13 protein-coding genes are annotated in these 13,164 nt (G+C 69.5%); 7 read left to right on the top strand and 6 right to left on the bottom strand.

Annotated features, from left to right (window positions below):
• Positions 1-89: 89 nt before the first annotated feature.
• On the top strand, positions 90-1,907 hold the full coding sequence (locus AB0I66_RS03180) for an ABC transporter ATP-binding protein (RefSeq protein ID WP_363205935.1): 1,818 nt from the start codon (positions 90-92) through the stop codon (positions 1,905-1,907).
• A gap of 46 nt (positions 1,908-1,953) precedes the next feature.
• Positions 1,954-2,799, top strand: a complete 846-nt coding sequence (mltG, locus tag AB0I66_RS03175; protein ID WP_363206667.1) for an endolytic transglycosylase MltG — start codon at positions 1,954-1,956, stop codon at positions 2,797-2,799.
• 24 nt (positions 2,800-2,823) lie between these two features.
• Here mltG and AB0I66_RS03170 read toward each other — a convergent pair whose 3' ends face one another.
• The 6 genes from AB0I66_RS03170 to AB0I66_RS03145 form a co-directional block, all read right to left on the bottom strand.
• Positions 2,824-3,882: an NAD(P)-binding domain-containing protein gene (locus AB0I66_RS03170; RefSeq protein WP_363206666.1), complete on the bottom strand. Its 1,059-nt coding sequence runs from the start codon at positions 3,880-3,882 to the stop codon at positions 2,824-2,826.
• A gap of 132 nt (positions 3,883-4,014) precedes the next feature.
• Positions 4,015-5,223, bottom strand: a complete 1,209-nt coding sequence (locus tag AB0I66_RS03165; RefSeq protein ID WP_363205934.1) for an LLM class flavin-dependent oxidoreductase — start codon at positions 5,221-5,223, stop codon at positions 4,015-4,017.
• Between the two features lie 2 nt (positions 5,224-5,225).
• Positions 5,226-6,269: an ABC transporter substrate-binding protein gene (locus AB0I66_RS03160; protein WP_363206665.1), complete on the bottom strand. Its 1,044-nt coding sequence runs from the start codon at positions 6,267-6,269 to the stop codon at positions 5,226-5,228.
• 86 nt (positions 6,270-6,355) lie between these two features.
• Complete coding sequence (locus AB0I66_RS03155; protein WP_363205933.1) at positions 6,356-7,132, bottom strand: ABC transporter ATP-binding protein; 777 nt, start codon at positions 7,130-7,132, stop codon at positions 6,356-6,358.
• The gene (locus tag AB0I66_RS03150; protein WP_363205932.1) at positions 7,105-8,010 is read right to left on the bottom strand and encodes an ABC transporter permease; all 906 of its coding nucleotides are present in this window, start codon (positions 8,008-8,010) and stop codon (positions 7,105-7,107) included. Before AB0I66_RS03150 ends, AB0I66_RS03155 begins: the two co-directional genes overlap by 28 nt.
• Before the next feature lie 118 nt (positions 8,011-8,128).
• On the bottom strand, positions 8,129-8,212 hold the full coding sequence (locus AB0I66_RS03145) for a putative leader peptide (RefSeq protein ID WP_363206664.1): 84 nt from the start codon (positions 8,210-8,212) through the stop codon (positions 8,129-8,131).
• Positions 8,213-8,313: 101 nt separating this feature from the next.
• Here AB0I66_RS03145 and AB0I66_RS03140 point away from each other — a divergent pair, with 101 nt between their 5' ends.
• From AB0I66_RS03140 to AB0I66_RS03120, 5 genes are all read left to right on the top strand, one after another.
• A complete protein-coding gene (locus AB0I66_RS03140) occupies positions 8,314-8,736 on the top strand; it encodes a secondary thiamine-phosphate synthase enzyme YjbQ (RefSeq protein ID WP_363205931.1) in 423 nt (140 codons plus the stop codon).
• A 153-nt stretch (positions 8,737-8,889) separates the two neighbouring features.
• Complete coding sequence (locus AB0I66_RS03135) at positions 8,890-10,551, top strand: MFS transporter (RefSeq protein WP_363205930.1); 1,662 nt, start codon at positions 8,890-8,892, stop codon at positions 10,549-10,551.
• 226 nt (positions 10,552-10,777) lie between these two features.
• Entirely contained in the window at positions 10,778-11,263 is a 486-nt protein-coding gene (locus AB0I66_RS03130; protein WP_363205929.1) for a MarR family transcriptional regulator, read from the top strand.
• 198 nt (positions 11,264-11,461) lie between these two features.
• Positions 11,462-12,493 (top strand): AvrD family protein, encoded by a 1,032-nt coding sequence (locus AB0I66_RS03125; RefSeq protein ID WP_363205928.1) that lies wholly within the window; start codon positions 11,462-11,464, stop codon positions 12,491-12,493.
• Between the two features lie 205 nt (positions 12,494-12,698).
• Complete coding sequence (locus AB0I66_RS03120) at positions 12,699-13,163, top strand: hypothetical protein (RefSeq protein ID WP_363205927.1); 465 nt, start codon at positions 12,699-12,701, stop codon at positions 13,161-13,163.
• Position 13,164: the final 1 nt, after the last annotated feature.

Raw genomic sequence — 13,164 nt, 5'->3', positions numbered from 1 at the left:
TTGTGAGTATAGGTAACAGTGAGCTATGATCGCTCAGCCATCGTCGGCGGAATCTCCGTCGACGGCCGTCCCACCTCCCGTAGGAGCCCATGCCTCACGACGAACCCAAGTGGACACCGCAGCCCCCGGCCCCCGGCCAAGAGGAACAGCCGCGGCAGATCCGCCGCATCCTGCGCCTCTTCCGCCCCTACCGCGCCCGCCTCGCGATCGTCGGCCTGCTGGTTGGCGCCGCCTCCCTGGTCTCCGTCGCCACCCCCTTCCTGCTGAAGGAAATCCTCGACACCGCCATCCCGCAGGGACGGACCGGTCTGCTGAGCCTGCTCGCCCTGGGGATGATCCTCAGCGCCGTCGTCACCAGCGTCTTCGGCGTCCTGCAGACCCTGATCAGCACGACGGTCGGGCAGCGCGTCATGCACGACCTGCGCACCGCTGTCTACGGCCGGCTGCAGAGCATGTCGCTCGCCTTTTTCACCAGGACCCGCACCGGAGAGGTCCAGTCCCGCATCGCCAGCGACATCGGCGGCATGCAGGCGACGGTCACCTCCACCGCCACCTCCCTGGTCTCGAACCTCACCAGCGTGATCGCCACGATCGTCGCGATGCTCGCCCTGGACTGGCGTCTGACGGTCGTCTCGCTGCTCCTGCTGCCGATCTTCGTGTGGATCAGCCGCAGGGTCGGCCGCGAGCGCAAGAGGATCGCCACGCAGCGGCAGAAGCAGATGGCCGCGATGGCGGCGACGGTCACCGAGTCGCTCTCCGTCAGCGGCATCCTGCTCGGCCGCACGATGGGCCGCTCCGACTCGCTCACCAAGACCTTCGCCGACGAGTCGGACCGCCTCGTCGACCTGGAGGTCCGCTCGAACATGGCGGGGCGCTGGCGCATGGCCGTCATCTCGATCGTCATGGCCGCCATGCCCGCCGTCATCTACTGGACCGCGGGCCTGGCCTTCCAGATGGGCGGCCCGACGGTCTCGATCGGCACGCTCGTCGCCTTCGTCTCGCTCCAGCAGGGCCTGTTCCGGCCCACCGTGAGCCTGCTCTCCACCGGCGTGCAGATCCAGACCTCGCTCGCGCTCTTCCAGCGCATCTTCGAGTATCTGGACCTGCCCATCGACATCACCGAGCCCGAGCACCCGGTGCGCCTCGACAGGATCAAGGGTGAAGTCCGCTTCGAGGACGTCGAGTTCCGTTACGACGGGGAGGACGGCCGTAGCCGCCCGATCCTCGACGGCATCGACATCACCGTCCCCGCGGGCGGCAGCCTGGCCGTCGTGGGCCCCACCGGTTCGGGGAAGTCGACCCTGAGCTATCTGGTGCCTCGGCTGTACGACGTGACGGGCGGCCGCGTCACCATCGACGGCGTCGACGTACGCGACCTGGACTTCGACACGCTGGCCCGCGCGGTCGGCGTCGTCTCCCAGGAGACGTATCTCTTCCATGCCTCGGTCGCCGAGAATCTGCGCTTCGCCAAGCCCGATGCCACGGACGAGGAACTGATCGCCGCGGCCGGGGCCGCCCAGATCCACGACCACATAGCGTCCCTGCCCGATGGGTACGACACGGTCGTCGGCGAGCGAGGTCACCGCTTCTCCGGGGGAGAGAAGCAGCGCCTGGCCATCGCCCGAACGATCCTGCGCGATCCGCCCGTGCTCATCCTGGACGAGGCGACCAGCGCCCTGGACACGCACACCGAGCACGCCGTGCAGGACGCCATCGACGCGCTGTCCGCCGACCGGACGACGCTCACGATCGCCCACCGGCTCTCCACGGTCCGCGGCGCCGACCAGATCGTGGTCCTGGACGCGGGCAGGACCACCGAGCGCGGTACGCACGAGGAGCTCCTGGCAAAGGACGGCCGTTACGCCGCTCTGGTCCACAGGGACGCCCAACTGGAGCCAGCGACATGAAAATATGCTCGGTATGTCCGCATTTGCACGATAATGTGCCCGCATGCTGCAGACCAAGACTCCGCGCCGGGGCACGATTCGACTGACGCGTCGGGGCCGGATCGCCCTGATCGCGACCGGAACCGTCGCGGCGGTCACCGCCGTGGCGGTGCCGCTGCTGCTCCCGGACGACGACGCAGGCCCCGAATCGCTGACCATCCCGGAAGGCTGGCGCACCAGCCAGGTGTACGAGGCCGTCGACAAGGCCCTCGAGGTACCGGCGGGCACCACGAAGAAGGCCCTTCCCAAGGCGCACCTCAAACTCCCCGGCGACGCACGCGGAAACCCGGAGGGCTACCTCTTCCCGGCGACGTATCCCATCGACAAGAAGTCGACCCCCGAATCCGTGCTCTCGTACATGGTGAACACGGCCGCCAAGAAGTTCGGCGGCAGTCAGATCACGGCGGGCGCCGACCGCAACACCATGAACGTCTACCAGACCGTCACCATCGCCAGCATGATCGAGGCCGAGGCCGGCTCGAAGGCGGACATGGGCAAGGTGGCCCGCGTCATCCACAACCGCCTCGAGCAGGGCATGCCGCTGCAGATGGACTCGACGATCAACTACGCCCTGAACCGCTCCACGCTGAAGACCCGCGACAGCGACACGAGGATCAACAGCCCGTACAACACCTACACGCGCATGGGCCTGCCCCCCACCCCGATCGGCAACCCCGGCGAGGAGGCGCTGCGCGCGGCGATCAATCCGACACCGGGCAACTGGCTGTACTTCGTGACGGTGAAGCCGGGGGACACCCGCTTCACCGCGAACTTCGAGGAACAGCAGAAGAACGTGGCGGAGTTCAACAAGAACCAGAGCAAGAACAAGGACGAGGCCCAGCAGGCCGGCTAGCTCCCGGACGTCCCGGTCCCGGTTTCACACCGTGACCGGGACGTCCGCCAGCAGTCGCTTGATGTCCCGCACCGCCGCGCGTCCTGCACGGTTCGCGCCGATCGTGCTGGCCGAGGGGCCATACCCCACCAGGTGGATGCGGGGGTCGACGGCTGCGCGGGTGCCCTCGATGCGGATGCCACCGCCCGGCTCGCGCAGCCGCAGCGGTGCCAGATGGTCGATGGCCGCCCGGAAGCCGGTGGCCCAGAGAATGATGTCGGCGTCCACACGGCGCCCGTCGTCCCACTCGACGCCGCTCGGCGTGATGCGGTCGAACATCGGCAGCCGGTCGAGCACCCCGTCGGCCCTGGCCCGACGGATGGCGTCGTTCACGGGCAGACCGGTCACGGACACCACGCTCCGCGGCGCGAGCCCCTGCCGCACCCGCTCCTCGACCATGGCGACGGCCGAGCGCCCCCAGTCCTCGTCGAAGGGCCCCTCGCGGAAGACGGGCGGGCGCCGGGTGACCCAGGTGGTCTCCGCGGCGTACGGGGCGATCTCCATCAGATGCTGGGTACCCGAGGCCCCGCCGCCCACGACGATCACCCGCTGTCCCTTGAATGCCTCGGGCCCCGGGTAGACGGCCGTGTGCAACTGCCGTCCGCGGAACGTTTCCTGCCCTGGGTAGCGCGGCCAGAACGGCCGGTCCCACGTCCCCGTGGCGTTGATCAGTGCCCGCGCCGACCAGAGTCCGGCCGACGTCTCGACGAGCAGCCGCCCGCCCTCGCCCTCGCGCACCTTGTGTACGTTGACGGGACGATGCACCCGCAGGTCGAAGCGCCGCTCGTACTCCTCGAAGTACTCCTGGATGACCTCCGACGAGGGGCGCGCGGGGTCGGCGCCCGTCAGTTCCATGCCGGGCAGCGCGTGCATCCCGTGCACTTTCCCGTAGGTGAGCGAGGGCCAGCGGAACTGCCACGCGCCGCCGGGCCGGGGCGCGTGGTCCAGGACGACGAAGTCCCGGTCAGGCGCGAAGCCGGCCTTGCGCAGGTGGTGGGCGCTGGACAGGCCCGCCTGCCCGGCGCCTATGACGACGACGTCCACTTCGCGTGCCGCTTCGTCGCGTACCGCTGCCTGTGCGGTCGCATCCCGCGCCGCCGCGTCCCGTACCCCGATGTCGTTCACGCTTCTACTAACTCCATCGGGGTACGGGATCTTCCCGCGCGGGCCCGCGGGTCAGCGCCCGCCCGCCACCAGGAGCGGGGCGCCGCCCGGAGCGGAGGCCGGACGCCCGTTCGCCGCGGGCACCCCGGCCAGCTGCGATGCCGGAATCCGGGGCAGCAGCCCGCGCGCCGCCAGGTCCGGGATCACGCCCTCGCCGAACCAGTACGCCTCCTCCAGATGCGGGTAGCCCGACAGCACGAAGTGCTCGACGCCCAGCGCGTGATACTCCTCGATCCGGTCGGCGATGTCCGCGTGGCTGCCGACGAGCGCGGTCCCGGCGCCGCCCCGCACGAGACCGACGCCCGCCCACAGGTTCGGCGAGATCTCCAGCTCGTCGCGGGAACCGCCGTGCAGCGCGAGCATCCGCTGCTGACCGACCGACTCGCTGCGGCCGAGCGCCTGCTGGGCGGCGGCGATGGTGTCCGGGTCGAGGTCGTCGAGCAGCCGGTTCGCGGTGGCCCACGCCTCGGCGGCCGAGTCGCGCGAGATGGTGTGCAGGCGGATCCCGAACCGGACCGTGCGCCCCTGCTCCTCGGCGAGACCACGAATCCAGTCGATCTTCTGCTTGACCTGCTCGGGAGGCTCGCCCCAGGTCAGGTACACATCTGTGTGCCGCGCCGCGACAGGACCGGCCGCCGCCGACGAGCCACCGAAGAAGATCTCCGGCAGCGGGTCCGGCGGCAGCGCGGTGAGTCCGCCCTCCACGTCGTAGTGCTCGCCGTGGAAGTCGAAGGGCTTTCCGCCCCACACACCCCGTACGACGGACAGGAACTCGTCCGTACGGGCATAGCGGCGATCGTGGTCGAGATGGTCGCCGAAGCGCCGCTGCTCGGTCGAGTCGCCGCCGGTGACGACGTTCAGGAGCAGACGTCCGCGCGTGATGCGCTGGTACGTGGCCGCCATCTGCGCGGCGAGCACCGGCGAGATGACGCCGGGCCGGAAAGCCACCAGGAACTTCAGCCGCTCGGTGTGCTGGGCGAGGGCGACCGTCGTCAGCCAGGCGTCCTCGCACCACGTGCCGGTCGGGGTCAGCACCGCCTCGAAGCCCAACTGCTCGGCTGCCTTGGCGATCTGGATCAGATAGTCGATGTCGGGGGCCCGCACCCCGCTGACCGGCGTGACGCGCGAGCGCTTGATCCCGCCGTCGGTGTAGGCGTGCCGGTCCACGAGGGTGCGGCCGTCGCCGCCGGTCGGCAGGAACCAGTTGAGGTGGACGGTCATGGTCAGGACTCCTTGCGGTACGTGCGCGGCTTGCTGGTCGAGGGCGGCAGGTCGCCGTTGAAGCGGGTGTCGACGAAGTCGCCGAAGTCGATGCGGCGCGGAATGAATTTCTGGCCGGCGAAGGTGTCGGCGATCTCCTGCTCGGAGGCGATCACGTTCTTGTCGACGGCCACCGGGACCCGTGTGCCGTTGCTGCGCTTGACGGCGGCGAGCGCGACCTCGTACGGCAGGCCGGTGTCCTTCGCCCAGACCTTCGCCCATGCCTCCGGGTGGTCGTGGACCCAGTCCTGGGCCTTGCGCAGCCGCTTGAGGTAGTCGTCGATCGCGGCGGACTTCTTCTTGTCCTTGAGCGCTCCCGGCGCCGCCACCTGGAAGGTGAGGCCGTTCACCAGACCGTCGCCGTCGGTCAGGACGTGTCCCTTCTTGCTCTCCAGAACCTGCGAGGTGTACGGGTCCCAGACGGCCCAGGCGTCCACCTTGCCGCTGGTGTACGCGGCCAGCGCGTCGGCCGGCTGCAGATACTTGACCTTCACGTCCTTGATGCCCAGCCCGGCCTTCTTCAGGGACGCGATCAGCTGGAAGTGGGCCGACGAGCCCTGTGCCACGGCGACCGACTTGCCCTTGAGATCCTCGGTCTTCTTCAGGGAAGAGCCGTCGGGCACCAGGATCGCCTCGCCCGACGCGGTGCCGTGGTACGCGGCCACCACGGAGATCTTCGAGTCGGCTCCGGCGGCGAAGACGGGCGGCGTGTTGCCGACGGCGCCGATGTCCACGGCCTTGGCGTTGACGGCCTCCAGGAGGGGAGGCCCGGAGGTGAAGGTGGACCAGCGGATCTTGTACTTCAGGTCGTCGAGCTCCCCGGCCGCGCGCAGCACGGCCTCCGAACCGCCCTTCTGGTCACCGACGTTGAGGGTGAGCGACCCCTGGCCGTCGGTCCCGCCACCCGCGCCCGCGGACGAGGTGCTCGCGGAGGGGGAGCCGGAGCAGGCGGCGAGCAGCAGGGCCAGGGGGAGGAGCAGGGCGGGGGCGGCGAGGTGCCGTCGCATGGTGAGTCCGTTCGGTCTGGGCGGGCTGTTCGTGCTGGTCATGTGGGATTTCGTGCTGGTCATGGGGGAGGAGGGAGGAGTGGGGATCACGCCGCGGCGGCTTCCGCGCTGTGGTCGGGAGCGTCGACACCAAGGCGCTGCAGCAGCTCGGCACGCAGTGCGCCGAAGCGCGGGTCGGAGATGCCGCGCGGCCGGTCCAGATCGATCTCGGTCTCGTACGCGATGACCCCCTCGTCCATGACGAGCACCCGGTCGGCGAGGAGCACGGCTTCCTCCACGTCGTGGGTGACCAGCAGGACGGCGCAGCCGCGCCGCTGCCACAGCTCGTCGACGAGGCGCTGGGCCTTGATGCGGGTGAGCGCGTCGAGTGCGCCGAACGGCTCGTCGAGCAGCAGCAGATCGGGCTCGCGCACCAGGGCGCGGGCCAGTGAGGCGCGCTGGGCCTCGCCGCCCGAGAGCGTCTTGGGCCAGGCGTTCGTACGGTGTTTGAGGCCGACCTCCTCCAACGCCCGCTCCGCGACGCCGCGTTCGGGCTTTCCCGGCAGCCCGAGCAGGACGTTGCGCCACACCCGCTTCCAGGGCATGAGCCGGGGCGCCTGGAACGCGACGGCCTTGCGGCGCGGCACGAGGACGGTCCCCTCGATGTCCCGGTCGAGCCCGGCGAGGATGCGCAGCAGGGTCGACTTGCCGCAGCCGCTGCGTCCGAGCAGCGCCACGAACTCGCCCGGCCGCACGTCGAGGTCGAGGCGATCGATGACGGCACGCCCGTCGAAGGATCGGGTCAGCCCCTCGACCCGTACGGCCGAACTCGGTGCGTCGGTCGTCGTGTTGGGGGTCACCGGCCGGTGAACGTCGGTCGCCATTGCAGCAGCAGCCTTTCGAGGGTGCGGACGATGAAGTCGGCGATGAGGCCGAGGAAGGCGTAGACGATCAAGCAGACGACGATCACGTCGGTGCGCAGGAAGTCACGCGCCTGGACCATCAGGAAGCCGATCCCGGAGTCCGCGTTGATCTGCTCGGCGAAGACGAGGGCGAGCCAGGCGATGCCCAGGGAGTAGCGCAGCCCGGTCATCGCACCCGGCAGCGCGCCCGGCAGGATGACGTGCCGCACGAGTCCCCACCGCGAGAGCCCGAGGGACTCGCCGGCCTCGATGAGCTGCGAGTCGACCCCGCGGATACCCGCGTACACGTTCAGGTAGAGGGGGAAGGAGACACCCAGCGTGATGATGGCGACCTTGGGCGCCTCGCCGATGCCGAACCAGATGATGAACAGCGGGATGAGCCCGACGAACGGCACGGTGCGCAGCATCTGCACGCTGGCGTCCACGAGATCCTCGCCGACGCGGAACAGCCCGGAGATGAGCGCGAGCGAGGTCCCGACGAGGGTGCCGAGCAGCAGTCCCACCGCGACACGTTGCAGGGAGACCCCCATGGCGGAGGTCAGCGAACCGTCGGCGAGGAGATCACGGGCGACGCCCGCGATGGTTCCGGGCGAGGCGAGTATGTCTTTGCTCAACGCCCCTGTGGAGCTGAGGAGTTGCCACAGGGTGAGAAGTGCGAGAGGGCCGGAGGTGCGGCGCAGCCAGCGGGGGACGCGGGCGCCGCGGGTGGAGGAGGGGACGATGGGAACGAGGTGCGGTTCGCCCGGCCGGACGTCTCCGGCGTCCTCGGCGGAACGATCGGACTTGGATATTCCCGAAATGTCGGTCGGGGAATCCGGCGGGGCATGGCTGATGCTCATGGCTGCTCCACGGCAGAGGGAGGGATGCCCGAACGGCCTGCACGCGGGACGGGGAGATCAACCGGGCGAAGGCATCAGGGCAGAGAAGAGCGAAAGGAGAGAGAGAACTGAGAAGGCGTCAGCAGCCGCGAGGACACGCGGCGGAGGCCACCCGCAGCAGGTCGATGTGACCGCGCGTGGTGAGCAGGGCTGAACGCAACATGCCGCAGAACGTAGCCAGGTCGTCCGCGCACGGTCAATGCCGTCTCGAAAGGCGGACGCCGCATATCAGCGATCGGAAGATCCCTGAGGGAGGATGGACCCATGTCCGATGCTTTCACCACACGTGTCCTGAACGTCACCACCGGGTCGTCCGAGAAGGTCTTCGACCTCACCGGCGACATCGAGGGTTTCCTGAGTGAGGCGGCGTCCGGCCGCGACGGTCTGCTCAACGTCTTCGTGCCCCATGCGACCGCCGGTGTGGCGATCCTGGAGACCGGCGCGGGCAGCGACAACGACTTGCTCGCCGCGCTGCACACCCTGCTCCCCGCCGACGACCGCTGGCAGCACCGGCACGGCAGCCCCGGCCACGGCCGCGACCACGTCCTGCCGGCCCTGGTGCCGCCGCACGCGACGCTGCCGGTGGTGGGAGGCCGCCTCGAACTGGGGACGTGGCAGTCGGTGTGCCTCGTGGACACCAACCGGGACAACCCCCGGCGTGAGGTTCGGTTGTCGTTCCTCGGGTGATCGGCGCGGGTCTCGGCGGTTTCCGGCCGGTTTGCGGGCGGATCATGGCCGAGACCCGAACGCTCCGTTGACAGGCATCCGGGGTCTTCGTAGCTTTTCAAATCGTTGGGAACATCGATGATTTGAGAAGTAGATCATTTAGATCTCGGGGGAATGATGTCCGGACGAACGACCTCGGTGGGCGGGCGGGGGTGGACCCTGGCCGTGGTGTGTGTGGCCACGTTCATGCTGCTGCTCGACCTGACCGTGGTGAATGTGGCGCTGCCCGACATCAGGGATGCGTTCGACGCGAGTTTCACCTCGCTCCAATGGGTGCTCGACGCGTACGCCCTCGGTCTCGCCGCCGTGCTGCTGACAGCCGGATCGCTGGCCGACCGTCTGGGGCGCAAGCGCGTCTTCAACATCGGCTTCGTGGTGTTCCTGGTGGCCTCGCTCGCCTGCGGCCTGGCGAACGACGCCGTCGTCCTGTCCGTGGCCCGGGGGGTCCAGGGACTGGGGGGAGCGGTCCTGTTCGCCGTCGGTCCCGCGCTGATCGGCCAGGAGTACCAGGGCAAGGACCGGGGCAAGGCCTTCGGCGTCTTCGGTGGCGTGGTCGGGCTGTCCATCGCCTTCGGCCCGCTCATCGGCGGCGCGCTCACCGACGGGCTGAGCTGGCGCTGGATCTTCCTGGTGAACGTGCCGGTCGGGCTGCTCGCCATGGCCGTGAGCGTGCTGCGGATGCGCGAGTCACGAGCGGAGTCGGCCCCGGCGGTGGACTGGTGGGGGATGGTGCTGTTCACCGGCGCGCTGACCCTGCTGGTCCTTGGACTGCTGCGAGGGGAGGCCGAGGGCTGGGGCAGCGCACCCATAGTCGTCATGTTCGTGGCCGCCGTGCTGCTGCTCGGTGGGTTCGGCGTCGTGGAGCGGCGGCGGGGCGAACGGGCCATGTTCCAGCTGTCGTTGTTCAGGAACAGGACGTTCAACGGGGTCTCGGTGGTGACGCTGCTGTGTGCCGCCGCGACCATGTCCGCGATCTTCCTCCTGGTGTCGTACGTGCAGAACGTCCTCGCGTACTCGCCGTGGGAGACGGGCCTGCGGTTCCTCCCGCTGACCGGGACGCTGTTCGTGGCGGCCGCGATCTCCGGGTCGCTGACCACGCGGGTGCCGCAGCGGCTGCTGATGGGGACCTCCCTCGCGCTCATCGCGGTCGGGCTCTTCCTGGTCGCGCTCACCGGTCCGGACACTTCCTGGACCGCCCTGCTGCCGAGCATGTTCGGGATCGGCCTGGGCATGGGTCTCTTCAATCCGCCGCGCGCTTCGCTGTCCATCGCTGTCGTGGAACCTTCCAAGGCGGGCATGGCCTCCGGGATCAACGAGACGTTCCAGCAAGTGGGCGTCGCCATCGGCATCGCGGGATTCGGTGCGGCGTTCCAGGGCAGGGTGACCGACCTCTTCACGCAGTCCGAAGCAGGGCGGCAACTGGGGGCATCCGCCCATGAGTTCGGAGAAGCCGTCGCGGCGGGCGGTGGCGCGGAAGCCGCCGGCCGTGCGCCCTCGGGGGCGGCCCCTGCACTCGAGGCGGCGGCACGCGCCGCCTTCGTGGACGGGCTGACGGATGTGATGCTGGTGTGCGCGCTCGTCGCCGCCGTCGGTGCGGTGGTGGGCTTCGCCTTCATCCGTACGCGCGATCTGCACGAGAGCGCCCGGGGCGAGACCGTGGACGTGCAGAGCAGCCGGACCGTCGTGCACGCCGCCGGGACGCCGGGGCTCTTGGAGGGGGAGAGCGCCGCAGCGCCGGTCGTGGCCCAGTCCGCACATGCCGGGGGAGACGGGTGAGCCACCGGGTCGGGGGAGATGGGTAACCCGGTCGGAGACGGCCGGGCTACCCGCCCCGAACACCCGTGCCACCCTGCATGACACCGGCCTTGGTGGCCGGTGCCGGCGCCAGTACCCTTGACGTGATCGACGATCGGCACGGGGGATGTTCGGCACGACCGAGCAGCAACATCCCCTCGGTCCGGTCCCTTCACCGAGATGACAGCAGCAAAGGGGAGCGGCCCGGATGACTGAGGCGACGCCCACTCCGGCGCGACCCGCCGGGCTCGACTTTCCCCTCGTCCGCAGGACCGGTTATCTGCTGAACAAAGCAGGATCGATCCTGATGGAGGACGCGGAGAAAGCCCTCATGGCGCAGGGCATGCGCCTGCGCTATTTCTACGTTCTCGCGGCGCTGGAAAGTGATCTGACCCTGTCTCAGCAGGATCTGAGCAGACTCCTCCACCTCGATCCGACCACCATGGTGGCCCTGATCGACGAGATGGAGCGGGCCGGCCATGTGGAGCGGCGGCGCAACCCGTCGGACCGCAGGCGCTACATCCTGCGCCTCACCGACGACGGCCGCGCGGCGCTCGAACGCGCGGGACGCGCCGTCGACGCCGTGGAGCAGGACTTTCTCTCCGCCGTGCCCGCGCAGGACCGCGAGCGGCTGCGGACCCTGCTCGGCGATCTGCTGGCCGACCGCTGGCCGCGCGTGATCGCCTGCGAATGATCTCCGGATGTCCCGCCGAATTCCTCGAATTCCGCGGTGCAACTGGAGTCAAAGAATCCCTATTTGAGCTTTACTTTGGGTCGATCTGTGGAGACCGTCACAGATTACCTTGACTAATTGCTTTCCCCTTGATGCGCCGGATAGTGTTTTTTCTGTCCGGGTCGCATGACTCGCGACACGGGGGAAGGTAAACGGGGAATGAGCAACAAGGAATTAGTATACGGATCTTTGGAAAGTTGCCTCGGGCCCGGCAGCTCCCGCTTTTTCGGAAGCGGATACAAACGCGTCACCCAAGGCCTCAAGGACATCACCACCGATGGCTCCGCTGACCCGGGTGCACTGATCACCGCGCGCGGCACGCTCACCTATCCGCGCGACTGGTCCCGCAAATCGGGTGCCGGTGAGCTGCGCCCGCATCTGAGCAGCATCGACGCTCTGGTGCTCGCCGCGAATCTCGCGGAGACGCACCTCGGCCGGGCCTTCGGGCTCGGCGCCGCCGAGCGGCGCAGGATCTGGCTGCGCAGCGCGGACGTACGGGCCGGCAGCGCGCCGCACGAGGACCTCGCGGACTTTCCCGTACGCGGCAGGCTGGTCGCCGTCGACGGTCCGACCGGGGAAGACGCCACGCTGGCCAGTACCTTCGACTGCCGCGTCGGGAGGCTGAAGGTGCGCTGCACGCTAGTGCACGAACAGGGCGGCCGGGCGGGGACCCCGGTCACGTACGACAACGAGAAGCAGGCGCTCGGACCGGCGCGAGCACGCCACTACGGGGTGGGCTACAAGCGGCGCGACCAGTACGCCGAGCAGGTCCGTGTCGACCTCGACCGGCAGCAGATCCAGGGGTTGCAGCGCGTCGTCGCCACGGACGAGGACGCGCACACCTTCGCGGACGCGCGCACCTGCGGGGCGGAAGCGGCTTACGGGCCGTCGGTCTCCCTGGTCGACGCGCTCGTGGGCGTGGCCCAGCTGGCGCAGGTCCTGCTCTACGCACAGGACGGGCTGACCCGCGGCAGCACCGACACGCTCTGGATGCGGCGCTTCGTCATCAGCGCGGGTTCGCCGGTGCGCCCGTTGGGGCGCAGCTTCACCCCGACCGTGCGCACCGCGAACTCCCGGCTCCTGTCCATGGGCGACGCCCGCTGGCGCACCGCGGAACTGGCCGTCGACGACTTCGCGGGGATCGACGGCCGCTGCTGGCTGGCGCACCGCCTGCCCGGGGTCGCCGCATAAATAAGGCACGTACGAAAAGCGAGAAACGCAAGAAACGCAACGGGGGAAAGAGATCATGCGCTTTACGCCCACGCTCCGATTAGGAGACGTGCTCGTCGTGCTCGAAGGGCCGGCCCGCCTGCTCTGGAAAGAGCACGCTCGCGGGCCCGGTCCGAGGCACTGGACACCGACGGCGTTATGGCCGGACGAAAAGCAGCGTGCCGAGGTGCGCGCACACCTGGACGAGGAACGGCCGCTGCTCGTCCTGCTGGACGAGGCCCGATGCCGCGTACCCATGCTGCGCGAGGAGTGGCGGGCCGCGCCCCGTCAACTGCTGCGGCATCAGGCGGACATGCAGACGGACCTTCAGGCGGGCATCGGCTTGGAGGGGGGCGTGGACGACGAGGTCGTCGAGGTCGGCCTGCCGTTCCTCGACTGGCTGCCCGAGGTACACAGGGCGCGGGCGGCGCGGTTCCTCGCGGAGAGCGACGCCGAACTGGCCCGTACGCCGATGGCGTTCCTGCCGTCGCTGATGACCGAGGAACCGCGTGACGGCACACCGCTGAGCCCGCGCTTCGCCCGGCGGCTGCTGCCCAACGCGCTGACGGCCGACCGCCTCGCGGCGGCCGTGGAGCACCTGTTCGCCGACGCCTCGCGGTACTGCGTGGCGGCGACCGGCTCGGCGAGGTGAG

The sequence above is a fragment of the Streptomyces sp. NPDC050439 genome (genome assembly GCF_040655335.1).
Classification (GTDB): Bacteria; Actinomycetota; Actinomycetes; order Streptomycetales; family Streptomycetaceae; genus Streptomyces.
Note: the sequence above shows the minus strand (reverse complement) of the source record. Positions and strands in the feature narration are given on the sequence as shown.